At 71.0% G+C, this 16,110-nt stretch carries 13 protein-coding genes and 2 pseudogenes; 8 read left to right on the forward strand and 7 right to left on the reverse strand.

What is annotated here, in order from left to right; genetic code table 11:
- Nucleotides 1-3,818 (reverse strand): FxSxx-COOH system tetratricopeptide repeat protein (fxsT, locus tag ACIRST_RS32065; RefSeq protein WP_402806548.1); only part of this gene is annotated, 3,818 nt, incomplete at its 3' end.
- Nucleotides 3,819-4,089: 271 nt separating this feature from the next.
- Here fxsT and ACIRST_RS32070 point away from each other — a divergent pair.
- The 5 genes from ACIRST_RS32070 to ACIRST_RS32090 all read left to right on the forward strand — a co-directional run bounded on the left by ACIRST_RS32070 (nt 4,090) and on the right by ACIRST_RS32090 (nt 9,326).
- Nucleotides 4,090-4,377 (forward strand): dTMP kinase, encoded by a 288-nt coding sequence (locus ACIRST_RS32070; protein ID WP_402806551.1) that lies wholly within the window; start codon nt 4,090-4,092, stop codon nt 4,375-4,377.
- 336 nt (nt 4,378-4,713) lie between these two features.
- A complete protein-coding gene (locus ACIRST_RS32075; RefSeq protein ID WP_402806554.1) occupies nt 4,714-5,220 on the forward strand; it encodes a hypothetical protein in 507 nt (168 codons plus the stop codon).
- Between the two features lie 551 nt (nt 5,221-5,771).
- A complete protein-coding gene (locus tag ACIRST_RS32080; RefSeq protein WP_402806744.1) occupies nt 5,772-6,305 on the forward strand; it encodes a SigE family RNA polymerase sigma factor in 534 nt (177 codons plus the stop codon).
- An 82-nt stretch (nt 6,306-6,387) separates the two neighbouring features.
- Nucleotides 6,388-7,536, forward strand: coding sequence for an LCP family protein (locus ACIRST_RS32085; RefSeq protein WP_402806557.1), 1,149 nt, complete (start codon nt 6,388-6,390; stop codon nt 7,534-7,536).
- Between the two features lie 254 nt (nt 7,537-7,790).
- Nucleotides 7,791-9,326 (forward strand): phosphatidylinositol-specific phospholipase C domain-containing protein, encoded by a 1,536-nt coding sequence (locus ACIRST_RS32090; RefSeq protein WP_402806560.1) that lies wholly within the window; start codon nt 7,791-7,793, stop codon nt 9,324-9,326.
- Nucleotides 9,327-9,429: 103 nt separating this feature from the next.
- Here ACIRST_RS32090 and ACIRST_RS32095 read toward each other — a convergent pair whose 3' ends face one another.
- From ACIRST_RS32095 to ACIRST_RS32105, 3 genes are all read right to left on the reverse strand, one after another.
- A complete protein-coding gene (locus ACIRST_RS32095) occupies nt 9,430-9,996 on the reverse strand; it encodes a hypothetical protein (protein ID WP_402806562.1) in 567 nt (188 codons plus the stop codon).
- Between the two features lie 515 nt (nt 9,997-10,511).
- The gene (locus ACIRST_RS32100) at nt 10,512-10,988 is read right to left on the reverse strand and encodes a DUF4265 domain-containing protein (RefSeq protein ID WP_402806564.1); all 477 of its coding nucleotides are present in this window, start codon (nt 10,986-10,988) and stop codon (nt 10,512-10,514) included.
- 412 nt (nt 10,989-11,400) lie between these two features.
- Entirely contained in the window at nt 11,401-12,285 is an 885-nt protein-coding gene (locus ACIRST_RS32105; RefSeq protein ID WP_402806567.1) for an NAD(P)H-binding protein, read from the reverse strand.
- A gap of 83 nt (nt 12,286-12,368) precedes the next feature.
- Between ACIRST_RS32105 and ACIRST_RS32110 the strand changes: the two genes are divergently transcribed.
- Both ACIRST_RS32110 and ACIRST_RS32115 read left to right on the forward strand, forming a co-directional pair.
- Nucleotides 12,369-12,932, forward strand: a complete 564-nt coding sequence (locus ACIRST_RS32110; RefSeq protein WP_402806570.1) for a TetR/AcrR family transcriptional regulator — start codon at nt 12,369-12,371, stop codon at nt 12,930-12,932.
- 48 nt (nt 12,933-12,980) lie between these two features.
- Entirely contained in the window at nt 12,981-13,505 is a 525-nt protein-coding gene (locus ACIRST_RS32115) for a MepB family protein (RefSeq protein WP_402806573.1), read from the forward strand.
- Between the two features lie 216 nt (nt 13,506-13,721).
- Here ACIRST_RS32115 and ACIRST_RS32120 read toward each other — a convergent pair.
- A pseudogene (locus tag ACIRST_RS32120) lies at nt 13,722-13,898 on the reverse strand (LysR substrate-binding domain-containing protein); the annotation flags it as partial.
- Here ACIRST_RS32120 and ACIRST_RS32125 point away from each other — a divergent pair.
- Nucleotides 13,899-14,225: pseudogene (locus tag ACIRST_RS32125) on the forward strand (hypothetical protein); the annotation flags it as partial.
- Here ACIRST_RS32125 and ACIRST_RS32130 read toward each other — a convergent pair.
- Together ACIRST_RS32130 and ACIRST_RS32135 are read right to left on the reverse strand one after the other, a co-directional pair.
- Complete coding sequence (locus ACIRST_RS32130; RefSeq protein WP_402806576.1) at nt 14,164-14,841, reverse strand: LuxR C-terminal-related transcriptional regulator; 678 nt, start codon at nt 14,839-14,841, stop codon at nt 14,164-14,166. The pseudogene ACIRST_RS32125 and the gene ACIRST_RS32130 overlap by 62 nt on opposite strands.
- On the reverse strand, nt 14,829-16,046 hold the full coding sequence (locus tag ACIRST_RS32135; RefSeq protein WP_402806578.1) for a histidine kinase: 1,218 nt from the start codon (nt 16,044-16,046) through the stop codon (nt 14,829-14,831). The genes ACIRST_RS32130 and ACIRST_RS32135 overlap by 13 nt, the downstream gene beginning before the upstream one ends.
- Nucleotides 16,047-16,110 lie beyond the last annotated feature (64 nt).

Here is a 16,110-nt window from a genome sequence, read left to right on the forward strand (position 1 = left end):
AGCGTGCGCGGGTTGTCGTCGCCGAACAACTCGCGGAACTGGTCGAGGATCTCGCGGTCGAGGTCGAGCGCGGCCTGGAACCGGCCGAGCGCCCGACGGTCGGCGGCTACCGAAGCCCCAGCCGCCCAGGTGTACGGATGGTGCTCGCTCATCGACCTCCGCCCCCGTTCGAACAGAGCCTCATCCAGAGCGAGGGCATCGCTGTAGTTGCCCCGGGAGCGCAGCACGTTGGCGAGCTGGAAGCGCAGGAGCAGGACCTGCCGGTCGTTCTCGCCGAGCTTGCTGGTCCACTCCGCGTCCAGCGCCTGGCCGAGCTCCCAAGCACGGTCGAGCTCGCCGCGCTTCCACAGGTAGCAGACCCGGTCGATGAGCAGCTGCCGAGTGTCGGTGTCCTCACATGTCTGTGCTCGGGACGGTTCGAGATGAGGCCAGATCCGCTCGAAGGCGGGCCAGCTTGCCGGGTCGTCGACGTCGCCGGTAGCCGGCCGGGCGTCGGTGAGGATGCGGTGCACCTCGTGGACGGCGACCTCCTGCTCGTCGGCGGTCATCCCGGCCCGGATCACCGCCTGGACCAGCCGGTGCACCCGGAAGCTGTTGCTGCCCGCGTCGACCTTGGCCAGCGCGTACCGGCCGATCGCCTGGATCACCTTGCCCAGCATGAACTTGTCGCTGAGGTCGGCGTCGTACTTCACCAGCGCCCTGATCATCTGGTCGCTGTAGAAGAGGTTCATCGAGATCGGCTCGGGTGCGAAGAAGGCGCACAGCTGCAGCAGCCGCACCGCCGCCGGGGACTGCTCGCGCAGCCGTCCGATCGAGACGTTCCAGGTCGCCGCGACCGGGGTCGGGTAGTCGGCGGGGCGGCCGACGGCCAGCGCGCGGGCGGCCTCGGCGTGCAGCTGGGCGACGTAGGTCTCCACCGGGGTGCCGGTGGTGTCCAGCCAGGCGGCGGCCACCTCGACGGCCAGCGGCAGGTCGCCGAGCGCCTCGGCGACCCGGTCGGCGTCCGGCCGGGAGAGGCTGCGGGCGCGCCGGCACAGGTGCTCGACGCTCTCGCCGCGGGTGAAGACGTCCACCTCAAGAACAGCGGTGTTCCTGGTCCAGGCCTGGTTGCGGGAGGTGACCAGGATGTGGCCGGAGCCGCCGGGGAAGAAGCGGCGGATCTCGGCGGGCTCGTCGGCGTTGTCGAAGATCAGCAGCCAGCGCGAGGTGGGCACACCGCGGCGCAGTGCCTCCCGGGCGGCCTCGGCGGCCTCGGTCACCGAGTCGCCGACCCGCAGGCCCAGCCGGCGGGCGAGTTCGGCGAGCGCCGGGGCGACCAGCTCGGTCTGCTCGGCGTCGATCCACCACACCAGGTCGTAGTCGGACATGAAGCGGTGGGCGTACTCCAGCGCCACCTGGGTCTTGCCGACGCCGCCGAGCCCGTACAGGGTCTGCGGGGTCGGCAGGACCGCCGTCATGCCGACGCGCAGTTGCTCCAGGCCGGCTGAGCGGCCGGTGAAGGAGGGGTTGCGGGGCGGGACGTCCCACACCGACGGCCTGCTGCTGGGGAACCGCGGACCGCCGCCGTTGGTCTCGGTCAGGTCGACGTCGCCGCGGCCGAGCGCGCGCAGCAGGCTCTGGATCGACTGCGTCTCGTCGCGGCCGACCAGGTCGACGGGGTTGCGGTTGCTGAACGGCGCGGTGAGGCGGACGTCCCCGACCCGCACGGGCACCAGCAGCTCACGCCGAGTGCCGGAGGTGTCGGACCCGATCACCGACTCCCACAGCACCCGGGCCTGCGGGGAGCGCTGGTAGGCGGAGGAAAGCACTGTGACCGTGCGGTACGCGGAGTCGATGCCGCGTTCGGTCTCCTCGCGCGGGTCGGTGCCGGCGCCGAGGTCGCGGGGCAGCACCCGGAAGCCCGCCCGGGTGAGGACGGACTCGATCCAGTCCGCCCACACCCGGTCCTCGGGGACGTAGGAGAGATAGAGGTCGGCGGGGACGGACGGACGGCGGCGGGTGAACGCGTCCACGTAGCGCAGCCGCACCTCCTCGTCCATCTGCGGCAGATCGGTGACCCGCCCCTCGGTGATCATCGAGGTGAGCCGCTCGCAGGCAGCCAGTAGAGAGGTCGGGGCACCGGGTTGGTCGCCGAAGGCCGCCAGGATCTGATCGTAGGCGTAGAACGGCCGGTACGGGATCCCCACCGACCCCCAGTACTGGGCGAGTTCCTCGCTGCTGAGGCGGGCGGGCAGGCCGTCGAAGCGGACCCGCGCAAGCGCCCGGCCGGCGTCTGCCTTCCCCTTCTCGCCCTCGTCGATGCGCATCGGGACGGGCAGGATGCGGATGCCGCGCTCGCGGTAGCGGTCGTGGATGTGCTGGGCGATCCGGGAAGCGCCGCCGATGGACTGGTCGCTCAGGGTGAAGCAGACCACCAGGTCGTCGGGCAGCTCGATGCTGCAGATGGAAGCGAGCCCGGAGTCGCCGGCCTGGGAGTCGATGAGCACGAAGTCGTAGTGGTGACGGAGGTCCTCTCGAAGCACCCGGACGAACTCCCCGGCCTCGGGCCGGGTGAAGAAGGCCACGACCGCGTCGTCGTCCGGGTCGGCCGTGCCGGCGGGGAGCAGATCGAGACACCCGCCCGGAGGGAAGCCGTTCCAGGTGGTGGGCCGAATGAAGCGGTGGACGCAAGCCATGCGCCGCAGCCAGGCTTCGTCGGGGCTGTGATCGGCTTCCTGTACTCCGCCCCGCAGTGCTGCCTCGTGGTACGTGTCGAGCAGCTCCAGGACGCCGCCGTACCCGGGGCCGCCGTCGGGACCGAGGAAGGGGCGGAAGTAGTGCTCAAGACCCGGTGCTTCCAGGTTCCAGTCGATGGCGAGGACCCGGTAGCCGTTGGCCGCCAGGATCCAGGCGCAGTTCGCCAGAGCGGTGGTACGGCCGGTGCCTCCACGGTGGGAGTAGAACGTGACGATCTTTCCGCGCCGGGCCTCGGTGTCGTGCTGCTGGTCGTCCTCGTCCCCTGAGGCTTCTCCCGACCCCGTCGCCCGGTTCGTCCGGTGGGTCGAGGCCGTGAGGCCGGGTGGCGAAGAGGTCGCCAGCTCGCCCGCAATTCGTCGGACGGTGCGCTCACCCTCACCGTTGATCTCACTCACCCGTGCCAGAGCCCTGTCGATGTCCTCGCCGACCGGGTCCTCCGCCACCGCGGGGGCGACCTGGCGGAGCCCCGAGCGTGCTGCCTCGTGCAAGCGCGCGCCGTCCGTGCCCTGGATCAAGGCAACATGGTCGGTCAAACGCCCCATCTCAAGCAGCAGTTGACCCAGCAAGCGTTCGGCCTCACTGCCCCGGCGTTCCGCCCGGACGATCTCGTCCACCGCCCGGTTCTCCTGGGCGTGGGCCCGGACGAGCTGCTGCTGGGTCGCCTCCAGGCGCGCAATCTCCTCGCGGTGCCCCAGCAGTGCGCTGCGCTCCTCAGTGAGCTCACCGACCCGCTGCTGCAGCGCGTTGACCATCGTCAGCAGGACCCTGATGAGCTGCTCACTGTTGACGCAGGTCACCTCCAGTTCGGCGATCTGGCTCCTGGCCTGCCGTAGGCGCTCGACGAGGCTCTCGACGTGCTCGCGCCGCTCATCCAGGCCGGCAGGGACACGCAGCACCGGCGTGCGCTGCGGGGCGGGGTTGCGGGCGGCCTGCAGGAGCCTGCGCGCCGCGACGACGTCGCGCGGGTCGCGGGTGCTGGCGGCTACCACCGCCTCGACGAACTGGTCGCTGGGAACGCGGCCGTTCAGGTACCCGCTCACGGTCGCCTGGGCCTTGCCGATCGCGCGGGCGACCTCAGCCACCGTTCTGCCGCTCGACCGCAAGAGCTGGCGGAGGAACTCCGCGAGTTCCTCCGCCTCCGGGCTCTCCGCCCGGATCGGCCCGAAGGGGCGGCCGCCCCGATTCTCCTGCGGCACACGTCCCCCTGCCCACCCGACCTTGTTCGGCATTATCGCCGAACAACCCTGGTGTTGTTCGGACTTCACCAGGATCCGTCCCGGCGAACAACCGTGAAGAACCGAGCGGCATGCGACGTTGCACTCCACCGTTCGCCTCCGACGGCAGGAGACTCCGATGGCCCTGTTGCCCCTCGGCCCGCGCGCCTTCAGCAGCCTGCAGCGAGTGCTGCTCGTCGCCCTGCTGGCGCCCGTACTGCTCATCACGGTTCTCGCCACCGTGCCCGCCCTCGTTGTGCTGCCGTTCCTGCGCGACGGCAACCGACGGACCGCCAGCCTCCTGCGCTCGCACACCGACGCTGCCGCCGCTCTCCTGGCCGGCAGCCGGACCGACACCGGACCGGGCGGGACACCAGCGACAGCCAGGGGGCAGGGTCCGAGAGGATCCGGCCGGCGCCGCCCCTGACAGCGTGTCCCGTCTGGTCGCCGTCGAGCACGACGGCTCCTGCTGGCACGCGGACAAGGGCGCTGCGGACAAGGCGCGCTGCGGGCAAGGGCGCTGAGGACAAGGGCGATGTCGGCGAGGAGAAGCCCCGGGGCCTGCCCTCAGCCGGCTGCCTCGTGGCCCGGCTGCGTGAGCATCCGCTTCCCGTGCGCGGTGAGCATCTCGTCCCGCTGGTCCGCGCTGGGGCCCGGTTCGAACGCGGTCAGCTCGTCGAACGCCCCGAACCTCGCAGCATGAACGTGTTCAGCTGACACACTGAGGCCGAAGCGCAGAACCGCACAGAGGACCCAGACACCCATGCTGAACCCACTCGACGCTCCGGACGCGGTGTCAGGCGCAGCTGAACCACTTGAGGAACTGCTCGACGACTGCAACTGGGGGGTGTCGTCCATAGTCCTGTTCCATGTCGTCCCGGTGGCTGGGGTGACACCCGGTCATGACTGGCTGAAGGATCTCGTTCAAGCTGTGTGCCACCCGGAGGCCGGTGGACACCAGGTAGGAACATCGGTCGTCCCGTTCGAGTCACCAGGGGCCTGGCGGGACATATTCCGCCGACAGGTGATCGACGGGTTCATGCACTCCGCCCAGAGGTCCTCGGATCCCAACGCGCGCACGCCCGCTGAAATCCGGGGGGCAGGCGAACTCGCCGATGGCGTCGCCGACCTCATCGAAGCACATCTGGGGCCCGTCCGAAGCGCCGGCGACGTCAGCGGCCCGTACCTGGGCGACGACATATGGTGCCGCAACCTGCTGTTGGTCACCGACAACTGGGCCACCGTCCTGCATCTCGGGTTTTCCGACTGACCGAACACGTCCCCGTCAACTGCGGCCGCCGCCTCAGCGCTCTCGACGTCCACGACTCATGACGATTGCTCCGCAAGAGCACTGCGGCGGCCCCCCTCGGGCGGTGCGGCGCGAGGCGCCGGCCGTGCCCGGGCGCTCCGCGGCAGTAGGGCCTCTGCAGTAGGCCCGACTGCAGAGGCCTCGGATGTGAGAGATCCCACATGGACGATGTGTGACGAGCCGGCCTGACGCCGCCCCGGCCCACGTCGCGGGGTGACGGTCAGTCGACTGAGCCGCGTGGTCGGCCCCGGCGATGAACGGCTGACGGCACAACACGTTCCCGCCATGCACAAGGGAAAGGTCTCTTGTCCCCGGCGCATCCAGCGCTCTCCTGTGCGGCCCTCACGCCAGTGCGGCGGAGCGAGGCGACGTGCAGGTTCATCGGCCACGTTTCCACTGGCGAGGCCGGTCGAGGGGCTGTGGGGGCCGTCGAAAAAAATCTTTGAAACATCCTGGTGCCCTTGGGACGTCATAGGGCGGATATCGAGAGGGAACGGGAGAGGGTAGTGGGCATAGCTCGACGCCGGGCGGCTGTGGAGGAGGAGTTCGTCGCGTTCGCGACGGTCCGCTCCGGGCCGCTCTACCGGTCGGCGTACTTCCTGACCGGGGGCGACGCGCACCTGGCCGAGGACCTGGTGCAGGAGACGCTGGGCCAGATGTACGCGCAGTGGCACCGGCTGTACCGGCCGAGTTGGGCCGGGCGGATCGACAATGCGGCAGGGTACGCGCAGACGGTGCTGGTCCGGGCGTTCCTGACGCACCAGCGCAAGCGCAGCAGTTCCGAGCGGCCGAGCCGTGTGCTGCCGGAGAAGTCGGCGCACGAGCGGGACGCGGCGCTGCGGATGGCGCTGGTCGATGCGCTGGCCCAGTTGCCGCCGCGGGACAGGGCGGTGGTGGTGCTCCGGTACTGGGAGGACCGCAGCGTGGAGGAGACCGCGGTGATCGTCAAGGTCAGTTCGTCGGCGGTTCGGACCAGGTGCACTCGGGCGTTGGCCCGGCTGCGGTCCCTGCTGGGCGCGGATCTGGCGGAGTTGGTGGCGCCGTGAGTGTGCGGGGCGAGTCGGTTGTCATGGACGGATCTTCGGCGAGTGGAGTGGTGAAGTGACGGGCGGGGACGAGGAGTTCGAGATGCGGTTGAGCACGGTGTTCGCAGACGCCGGTGTCGGCCTCGGAGCGGACACGGCCGCCCGGCTGGTGGACGGCGGGCTGGAGGCCGGACGGCGGCGCAGGCGGGGGCGGCGGCGTACGGTGCTGCTGGCGGGCGGCCTGACGCTGGCCGTCGCGGTGGGGGCGAGCGCGCTGACCATCCCGTCCGCGATGCCGGGGCGCACCTCGGGGGCGCTGGCCGTCGCCGCCTCGGCGGGGGCGCCGGCGCCGCTCGACCACGGAGTGACCATCCTCCTGATCGGGTTGCAGTCGACGACCGACGCCCAGGGGCGGCCGGCGCCCGACGACCTGCGCCGCGGGGAGCTCCACGCCGGGGCCGACGACGCGGACGTCGCGGACACCCTGGTCCTGATGCACATCCCGGCCGGTGGAGGGACGGTGCGTCAGCTGTCGATCCCCCGGGACGTGCTGGTCGACGCGGACGGCGGCAAGCAGATCAGCATCAACCAGGTCTACACGCAGGCCGAGACCGCGGAACTGGCCCGGCTGACGGGCCGGGGCGTGTCGGGCGCCGACCTTCGCTGGCAGGGACGGGAAGCCGGCCGGGCCGCACTGATCCGGTCGGTGCACCAGCTGACGGGCGTGCCGGTGGACCACTTCGCGGAGGTCTCGATGACCGGCTTCTACCGGGTCGCCCAGGCGGTCGGTGGGGTACCGGTCTGCCTGAACCACGCGGTCGACGACATGTGGAGCGGGGCGAGGCTGCCGGCCGGCCGGTCGGAGCTCGCGCCCGCGCAGGCGCTGGCCTTCGTCCGGCAACGGCACGGGGTGGGCGACGACTCGGACCTGGGACGGACCCGGCGCGCGCAGGCCTTCCTCGGGGGAGTGCTGCAGAAGCTGCGTGACGGCGGGGTGGTGGGGGACGCCGGCAAGCTTGCAGCCCTCTACGACGCGTTGAAGGACGACCTGGTCGTCGACAAGGGGTGGAGCCCGGTGGACTTCGTCCGCCAGGTGCCCGCGTTCGCAGGGGGGCAGGCGTCGGCCTCGACACTGCCGGTGCAGCCGAAGGGGGCGGCGCTGGTGGCGGAACCGGGGAAGGCCAAGGAGATCCTGACCGCACAGGACACCGGAGGGTCCCCGGCCGGGAACGGAGTGACCTGCGTCGACTGAGAATAGGGGCAGGCCCGGGCGTGCGGGCCGGGGACGGGCCCGGCCGCTGTCAGGAGAGCCGGACATCCCTCAGCGGCCGACCGCGACCACCGGGAGCGGGGGCGCCTGCTTCGCCCACACCCCGATTCGCCCCGCACGTCACCAGCTGACGCACCATCAGGTGATTGTGCGTCCGCCGGATCCTGCCCTTCCGGCGCAGGCATCAGTACCACGGGCCGTACGAGTACGGCCGTCCCCGACCGAGAAAGGTGACCATGCTCAACACCCCCGCCACGTCCGTCCGTCCGCCAGGTGCCGCCCTGCGGCGCCTGCGCCGCCTGGCCCGGACCGCGACGGTGACCGCCGTCGCCACCCTTGCCCTGGTCGTGGCCCCGCTGGCCGTACCGCACGCCGCCCTGGCCGCGGGGACGGACAACCGCGACGCCTTCCAGAACCTCGGTTCGGCCACCCAGCAGGACTGGATGGGCAAGGTGGGGGCGACCACGCCCCTGACGGCGATGTCCATACCCGGCACGCACGAGACGCTGTCCCTGCACGGGGGTTCCAGCGCCCAGACCCAGCAGGACTTCGGCGACAGCGCGGCGACCCTGACCGCGCAGTTGGACCGCGGGATCCGCGCGGTCGACATCCGGGTCCGCATCATCAACGACAAGTTCGTGATCCACCACGGCCCCTTCTACCAGAACGCCAACTTCGACGACGTCCTGACCAGGGCGAAGGCCTTCCTCTCGGCCCACCGCGGCGAGACCGTCCTGATGCGGCTGCGGGCCGAGTGCGACGGCTCCACCTTCAGCTGCTCGGACGACCACCCGACGGCGAGCCACACGGCCCTCTTCGACGCGTACGCGAAGCAGTACGCGGGACTGTTCTACAACAACGGCAAGCGCAGCGACCCGCCGACGCTGGGCCAGGCCCGCGGCAAGATCGTGCTGTCCGTCTTCAACACCGCCAACGGCGGTTCCTACGGCCTCAACGGCTTCGAGGACCACACCGAGGACACCTGGAACGCCGCCGACGCCCCGGTCAAGTGGGGCCTGGTCAACAAGAACCTCGACGCGGCCGCCTGGGCCCCCGCCAACCAGACCTTCGTGACCTACACCTCCGCCTCCCGGGCACCCTTCGACCACGTCCCCTCCGACTACGCGGGCGGCTACGGCGTCCTGCGCGGCAAGGACCTGGTCTGGGTCGACGGCGTCAACCTGCGGCTGATGAACTACCTCAACAGCGGCGGCGGCAACCGGCTGGGCATCGTCATGATGGACTTCCCCGGCTGGGCGGTGGTGCAGGACATCATCGCCCGCAACAGGTACTACGAGGCCAGGAGCGCCAGCCCGGCGATCTGGGTGGTCAAGTCCGACAAGACGTACGTGGACAGCAAGTACGGCCGGTGCATGACCCGCGGGCCGGAGTTCGACAGCTCCGGGCAGGGCGGTGTGGTGCAGCAGCGGGCCTGCCAGAGCAACCCGCCCAGCAGTCACCAGTGGCAGGCCGCCAAGCCCTCCACCTTCGACAGCATGGGCTACTTCTGGATCAAGGCCAACAACGGCCAGTGCCTGACCGCCCCCTACAACAACGGGACTCCCCCGCCGGCCGGGACCCAGCTGTTCTGGTGGCCCTGCGAGACCCGCTGGATCTCCGACAACCAGATGTGGAACATCATGCCCACCAATCTCGCCGACCAGTCGGCCTACCGGTTCATCAACCGGTGGACGAACCTGTGCCTGATGGTGGATCCGGCGACCGCCTCGCAGTCGGGCGGCAAGGTCGTCCTGGGCAACTGCCCGGCCTGACCGGACCACCCCGCCACCCGGCCCGACGCCACACCGCGTCGGGCCGGGCGCGGCCGTTCGGGCCGTGCGCCTGAGCGGCGGGCCCACCCCGGCAACCTGAGGGTCAGTAGACGTCTGCGAGGCGGCACGGCGAGTGGACGGACGGGCAGAGCTCGGCCGGGTGGTCCGGGTCCTCCCTCGGCGGAAGCTCGACCACCGACGAATCGGGGTCGGGCGTCGGCTCGACGGCGTAGCGGTACTGGACGACGGTGATCGCCTTGCCCGCGCCGAGGTCGACCGTCCGCTGGTGCAGCGGCCCGAACCGGCTCCCCCCGCCCTGCAGCACGACCTGCCCGGTGTTGACGGGGAAGACTGTGAAGTAGGAGGGCTGCCGCAGGCTGCCGATCGTCGACGGGCTCTGCCCGGAGGTGTAGGACGCGATCGAGCCGTAGGAGAATCCGGTGGTCAGGTTGCCGTTGACGCGGCTGATCGAGGCGAGGCACAGGTAGGAGTCGTCCCTCAGCCACATCACGTCCGCCCGGTCGTGGGCGTCCTCACTGCGGTCGAGCACCGCCAGGTTCGCCAGGGTGGGGGCGGGGCAGGGCTGTGGCGGGTTCTTGGCCAGCTGCTCCACGATCCACTGCGCCGATGCCGGGGCGGGCTCGGGCAGCACCACGGGGTGTGCCGTCACCGTCGGGGTCGCTGGCGGGGTTGCCGTCGCGGCGGCCATCGCCGTTGCCGTGGATGCGGCTGCCCCTGTGCCGCCCTGCCCCGTGCAGGCCGCCGCCCCCAGTGCCAGCACCACCACCGCAGCCACTGCCGGGCCCTCACGCCGTGCCGTACGCCCCATCATGCAACCCCCGTCATCTCGTTTGCCCCCGAAACGTTCGATCACATCCTGCCCGATCCTGCGGGCCGGAAGTATCCGAACGGCAACGGCCTTGTGCCGCGGCGGCTACGGGCCCGGCCCCGGCCGCTGGGTGCTCCCGTCGCCCCGGCTCCCGGCACGGGTTCGGGCAGCGTACTGGGCGTTCAGGCGGGCGATCTGCTGCCCGGTCGATGGCGCTCGACACGCTGCCGTCAGCAGGCCGGGCCGCCGGCGGCAGGATCTGCGAACCCGCAACTGATCACTGGCAGTTGCTCCACGGCAGCGAGGTAGCAGGTGAAGCCGTGGAGTGACGTGGAGTGACGTGGAGTGACGTGGAGTCAGGCACTCCACCACCCGTCGGTGCCACACCCGACCTCGTAGTGCCACCAGCCATCGTCTCGCCCTTGATCCAGTAGTGCCTTGATCCCGGCGAAGTCCGCGTCGGCCGGGACGTTGAAGGCCACCATGGGGAAGTCTGCGCTCATGACTTCGCCGCCAAGATGGAAGACGGCCAGGCGTTGATGCACCGCCTGAGGGCTGCGGCCCAGCGGCCCCGAAGGGACGGGCACGACGCGAACCGTGCAGTTGCCGGCCGAACTGACCCGACCGGCAGCCCAGTGCAGTCCGTCCGAATCGGTCTGGAACCGTACAACGTCCCCCTCAGCCACACCGTCCTGCAGGAACGGGACGTTCTCGATCACGGCCGTGTCGGCACTGAGTCTTGTCGCCCACAAACCCTCGATGTCCTGAGCGAACCAGCCCTCACGCGGGACGAACCGGAACCAGACCTTGATCTTCTCGATCGCGCTCTCCATGGCGGCCATCATGCGCGAACCGCCCACAGCGCCCGGCGTCGGGGTCGCCCCGCCCGCGGTGCTCCCCGGCGGCACCGTCCTGCCCTGGCCGCCGCCGGGTCTGCGCCAGTCCCACCCGACCAGCGGTTACGGGACCAGGGTGGCGTCGTTCAGGGGATCTGCCCGGTTTGACCAGGTGAGGCCGAGAGTGGCCAGCGGGCGGGTGGTGTCTCTCATCCACTCGACACCTCTGGACAGACCCGCGGAACCATCGTGCCCTGGTACCGGACGTGCCACGTTGCGCCGCAGATGGGCCGGTGAGCAGGTCTGCTCACCGGCCGGGGTCGGTCGTGGTGACGACCGCGCGGGCGAGATCGCGATCCCCCGTGGTGATCCCGGGTGGGTCTGCTGGGCCGGCTGAGCCTCGCTCGGGTCAGGACGCCCGGGCGTCTGCGGCGGGCTTGAGGACTTCCCTGCACCAGGTGCGGAAGTCTGTCGGTGTGGGCTCGGCGGTCGCCCAGTCCGTGTCGTAGATGCCGTGGTCCTGTGCGGCGAACGCCTCGGTCATGTCCTTGACTGCCTGGTCGCCGGCGCCTCGGGAGCGCAGCAGCGACGCGAAGTCGTCGATGCTCAGGCGGCGGTAGGTGACCGGACGCCCGAGTTCCTGGCTGATCACTTCGGCCATCCCGTCAGGGGTCAGTCTGTCGGGGCCGAACACGGGGAGGTTCTCCTGTCCGGTCCAGGACAGATCGGTGAGCAGGCCGGCGGCGGCGCCGGCGATGTCCCGCGTCGCGGTCGACGCCAGCGGCAGGTCGCCTGCACAGGTCAGGTGGAACGCGCCTTGCCCGCGGATGGCGTCGAGTTGCCCGAGGAGGTTCTCCATGTAAAAGGGCATGGACAGCGCCCGGTACGCCGCACCGGACGTGCCGAGTTCGGCGTCCATCGCGAAGGCCGCCGACAGGACGCCGGCCGGGGACGGCCAGCCGTGGCCCGCGCTGGACACACCGACGACGTGGCCGACCTCGTGCCGGGCAACGGCAGCGGCGCCCGCCCGGGCGAAACGGAGATAGTGCGTCTCGGCGCTCGGTGCCTGCGGGTTCGGCGGGACGAGCCAGAACAGCGCGTCGGCACCGGGAAGAGCCCTGTCGAGTACGGCCGGATCGTCGTGGGAACCGCTGACGGTCCCGACCCGCTCGCGGACCGAGTCGTCCAGACGCGAGGCGTCACGGACGATGACCCGGACCTCCTTGTCCTGGTCGAGTAACTCACGAATCAGTTGGCTGCCGATCTGTCCCGTCGGCGTGGTGACGACGATCATCACATCTCCTCTAACATGAACCTGAACTCCGGTTCCGAATGTAAGGGCGACTTCCGCGCGACGTCAACTACCCTGGAGCGACCATGACCGCTCCCGAACGCCCGCTGCGCGCCGACGCCCGACGCAACCGCGAAACCGTCCTCGACGCCGCCGGCGCGCTGTTCGCCCAGCGAGGCGACGCCGTGCAGATGGACGAGATCGCCGAGCGTGCTGGCCTGGGCGTCGGCACCCTCTACCGGCACTTCGCCGACAAGCAAGCGCTACTCGCGGCGATCATCGGCCGCCGGTTCGAGGCGATGACCGCCCTCGCCCGCGCCGCCGACGAGACCGAGGACCCTTGGACGGCGTTCGAGACGCTGCTCTACGGCTATCTGGAATCCGTACAGGCCGATGCCGCGTTCCGCTTCGCGCTCCTCGGCCCGGAAGAGCCGAGCTGGAACGACATCGCGGCCGAAAAGGCAGACTTCTCGGCGATCACCGAAAGCATCGTGCAGCGTGCCGTCGACGCAGGCCGCCTCCGTGCCGACTTCCACGCTCATGACTTCGTCCTCATCACCCGTGGCGCCATGGCGAACATGACCGGCGCCGGTGACTGGCGCAGGTACGTCACGCTGCTGCTCGATGGCATCCGCGGCCCCGAACGCTGACCCACTACCGATCGGCCGGGTGCGCGAGCGTGATGGCAGGATGTGGGGATGACGACGAACGGGCTGTGGGAGGGGCTTCACGGTGATCTCCTGGCGGTGAAGGAATCGGTGTACGACCCGAGTGGCTTTGCCTGCTCGCAGCCGGTGCCCGAACCGGAGAGTGCCGAGTACGCGGCTCACGGGTTCACCCTCGACGGGCTCTCGGTCCGGTTCCGCGTGGCGAAGACCACCCCGACGAAGGTCGGCCAGTTCGTCACCGTGTGGCAGCGGTCCGAGGACGGGCCGATCAGGCCCTTCGACGCCGAGGACGGGGTCGACCTCTTCGTTGTCAGCAGCCGGGAGGGCGGCCACTTCGGGCAGTTCGTGTTCCCGCGCGAGGTGCTGTGCGAGCGTGGCGTCGTGTCCCGGGATCACGCGGGCGGGAAGCGGGGTTTTCGTGTGTACCCGCCGTGGGTGACCACGACCAACCGTCAGGCACGTGCCACGCAGGTGTGGCAGGTGGACTACTTCCTGCACCTCGGCGGGGACGGGCCTGTCGACAGGGCGCGTGCCCAGGCTCTTTACCACCCGTAGCAGTGCTTCTCCGTCCTCGCTGATCGTCGCCGCGGTCGTGGGACCGACCGCTGGGTGGCGTTGTACGCGGGTTGCGACGTCGTTTCGACCCGAGATCGGGAGTCGTGCGCTCGCACGAACAGGTGATGTTCACGAGAACGGGAGTCAGCTGCCGCAGGCCTTCCGCCCGGCGTACCCGTCACTGCCCGGTCCGGTGGGTGACGGGTTGTCGGGAGGCGGGCCTTCGGTGAGGGGGTGGCCCGGCCGGACGGCGACGACCAGGCGGTCGCTGCCGACGAGGCGGTGGCGGATGTCGGGGAGCGCCGGGGTGCCGGAGCTCGATTCGAGGTCGACCTCACCCCGGCGCAACTCGGCGTCGTCCGTTCCGGGTTCGGCGGTCAGGCGCAGTCGGACGCGCAGGCCGCCCTCCCCGACACCCATGTGGTCAAGACCCTCAACACCATGCTGTTCATGGTCATGACCGCCCCCGAAACCCTGGCCACGCCACCGACCGCCTACCTCTCGGGCGATGACCAGAACGCGAAGAAGACCGTCACCGGCCTGCTCGGCGACCTGGGCTGGCAGCCCGCATGGATCGAGGACCTCGGCGGCATCACCACAGCCCGCGCCACCGAGGCCATGATCCTCGTGGTTCCCCACATCCTGCGCCGACACGGCTTCAAGCTGGGTGGCGGGGCTCCGCATGGCGGGGTCGACGTTGGGGGACTCCGAGGTGGGTGAGGACCGCGAGGACGCGGCGGTCGCCGCTGTCCTCGGGCGGGAGGTCGAGCTTCATGAAGATGTTCCCGACGTGCTTGTGGACGGCCCGTTCGGTCACCACGAGGCGGTCGGCGATCTCGGAGTTGCCGTACCCCTGCGCCATCATCGCGAGCACCTCGCGTTCGCGCTCGGTCAGCCGGGACAGCGGGTTGCCGCGGGCCGCGAGCAGCTGGCGGACCACGTCGGGGTCCAGCGCGGTGCCGCCGGCCGCGACGCGGTGGAGCGCGTCGAGGAAGTCGTCGACGCGGGCGACCCGGTCCTTGAGCAGGTACCCGACGCCGGCGCCGTCGTCGAGGAGTTCCCGGGCGTAGGTGTCCTCGACGTACTGGGACAGGACGAGGACCGGCAGGCCGGGCAGACGCTCCCGGGCGCGCAGCGCGGCCCGGATGCCTTCGTCGGTGAAGGACGGCGGGAGACGGACGTCCACGATCGCCACGTCCGGCCGGTGGGTCAGGACGGTCTCCACGAAGGACCCGGCCTCCCCCGTGGTGGCGAGCACCTGGTGCCCGAGAGCCTCCAGCAGCGCGGTGAGTCCCTGGGCGAGCAGCGCGTTGTCCTCGGCGATCACGATCCGCACGGGCACTCCACGGTGATCACGGTGGGGCCGCCGGGCGGGCTCTGGACGCGCAGTGTGCCGTCGACCGCCTCGATGCGCTGCCGCATGCCGCGCAGTCCGGTGCCACCGCGCTCGGCTGCGCCGCCGCGGCCGTCGTCGGTGATCTCCGCGCGGAGCGTGCCGCCGGTCCGGGCCAGGGTCACCAGGACCGATCCGGCCCCGGCATGCTTGGCCGCGTTGGTGAGCGCCTCGGTGATCGCGAAGTAGACGGCCACCTCGGTCCGCGCCGGCAGGGCGCCGAGCCCTCCCGGTCTGCCGGGTCCGCCGGGTCCGCCGGGTCCGCCGAAGTTGCCGAGGTCGACGGTGGCGGGCACCGGGCAGCGGGCAACGACCGCGGCGACCGCGCCGGCGAGGCCCCGGTCGGCGAGGACCGGCGGGTAGACGGAGCGCAGCACGTCGCGAAGCTCGGCCATCGCCTCCTCGGCGCCCTCCCGGGCCCGGGTCAACAACGGGCCCACCGCGCTGGGGTCGGTGCTCAACGTCCTCTCGGCGAGGCCGAGTTGCATGGCCAGCGACACCAGTCGGGCCTGGGTGCCGTCGTGGAGGTCGCGTTCGATGCGGCGCAGTTCGTCGCCGTGCGCGTCGAGCGCCCCGGTGCGGGTCCGGTCCAGCGTCGACACGCGCTCGGCGAGGACCACGGCGGCCGAGGGGGCGAGCAGCCGGCGGCTCACGGACGCCGCCAGCCGGGCGAGCAGCGGCGGGCCGTACAGGGCGAGCAGCACGCTGAGCAGGAGCTGCGGCACTCCGGCGTAGACCGCGGATCCCCAGCTGTCGATCGGGACGTTCAGGAGCAGCCTGATCGGGTCGTCCGCCGGGAACAGCCACCACAGGCAGCCGAGCACGAGCGCGGCCGCCGGGAACAGGAACAGCGCCGTGCCGAGCAGTCCGAGCGCGGCGTGGACGGGCACGGCGGCGGCCGCCCATCGCAGATCGCGGCCGGTCGCCGGATCCGACAGCACCGCCATCAGGCCGCGTCTCGCGTGAGGCTCGGCGGGTGGCGTGGGAGCCGCCCACCGTCCCAGCCGGGCGCGTTCACCATCGGCCAGCCGGCGCAGCAGCCGCAGCTCGTGCGGCAGGACGAGCAGTCCCGCACCGACCAGGCACAGGACCGCCGAGTAGATCAGGACGGGCACCAGCACGACCAGGGCCAGGGCCTGGACGAACACGGTCGCGCAGTACCCGGCGGCCCGAGCGCTACGCGCCGCGCGTGCTCGTGTGGTTGACAAGTCG

The organism is Kitasatospora sp. NPDC101447, from assembly GCF_044767225.1.
Classification (GTDB): Bacteria; Actinomycetota; Actinomycetes; order Streptomycetales; family Streptomycetaceae; genus Kitasatospora.

Coding starts and splice junctions, on each gene's coding strand:
- ACIRST_RS32070 (WP_402806551.1), top strand. CDS start 4,090: ATGGCCCTGTTGCCCCTCGGCCCGCGCGCCTTCAGCAGCCTGCAGCGA.
- ACIRST_RS32075 (WP_402806554.1), top strand. CDS start 4,714: ATGCTGAACCCACTCGACGCTCCGGACGCGGTGTCAGGCGCAGCTGAA.
- ACIRST_RS32085 (WP_402806557.1), top strand. CDS start 6,388: ATGCGGTTGAGCACGGTGTTCGCAGACGCCGGTGTCGGCCTCGGAGCG.
- ACIRST_RS32090 (WP_402806560.1), top strand. CDS start 7,791: ATGCTCAACACCCCCGCCACGTCCGTCCGTCCGCCAGGTGCCGCCCTG.
- ACIRST_RS32100 (WP_402806564.1), bottom strand. CDS start 10,988: ATGGAGAGCGCGATCGAGAAGATCAAGGTCTGGTTCCGGTTCGTCCCG.
- ACIRST_RS32105 (WP_402806567.1), bottom strand. CDS start 12,285: ATGATCGTCGTCACCACGCCGACGGGACAGATCGGCAGCCAACTGATT.
- ACIRST_RS32110 (WP_402806570.1), top strand. CDS start 12,369: ATGACCGCTCCCGAACGCCCGCTGCGCGCCGACGCCCGACGCAACCGC.
- ACIRST_RS32115 (WP_402806573.1), top strand. CDS start 12,981: ATGACGACGAACGGGCTGTGGGAGGGGCTTCACGGTGATCTCCTGGCG.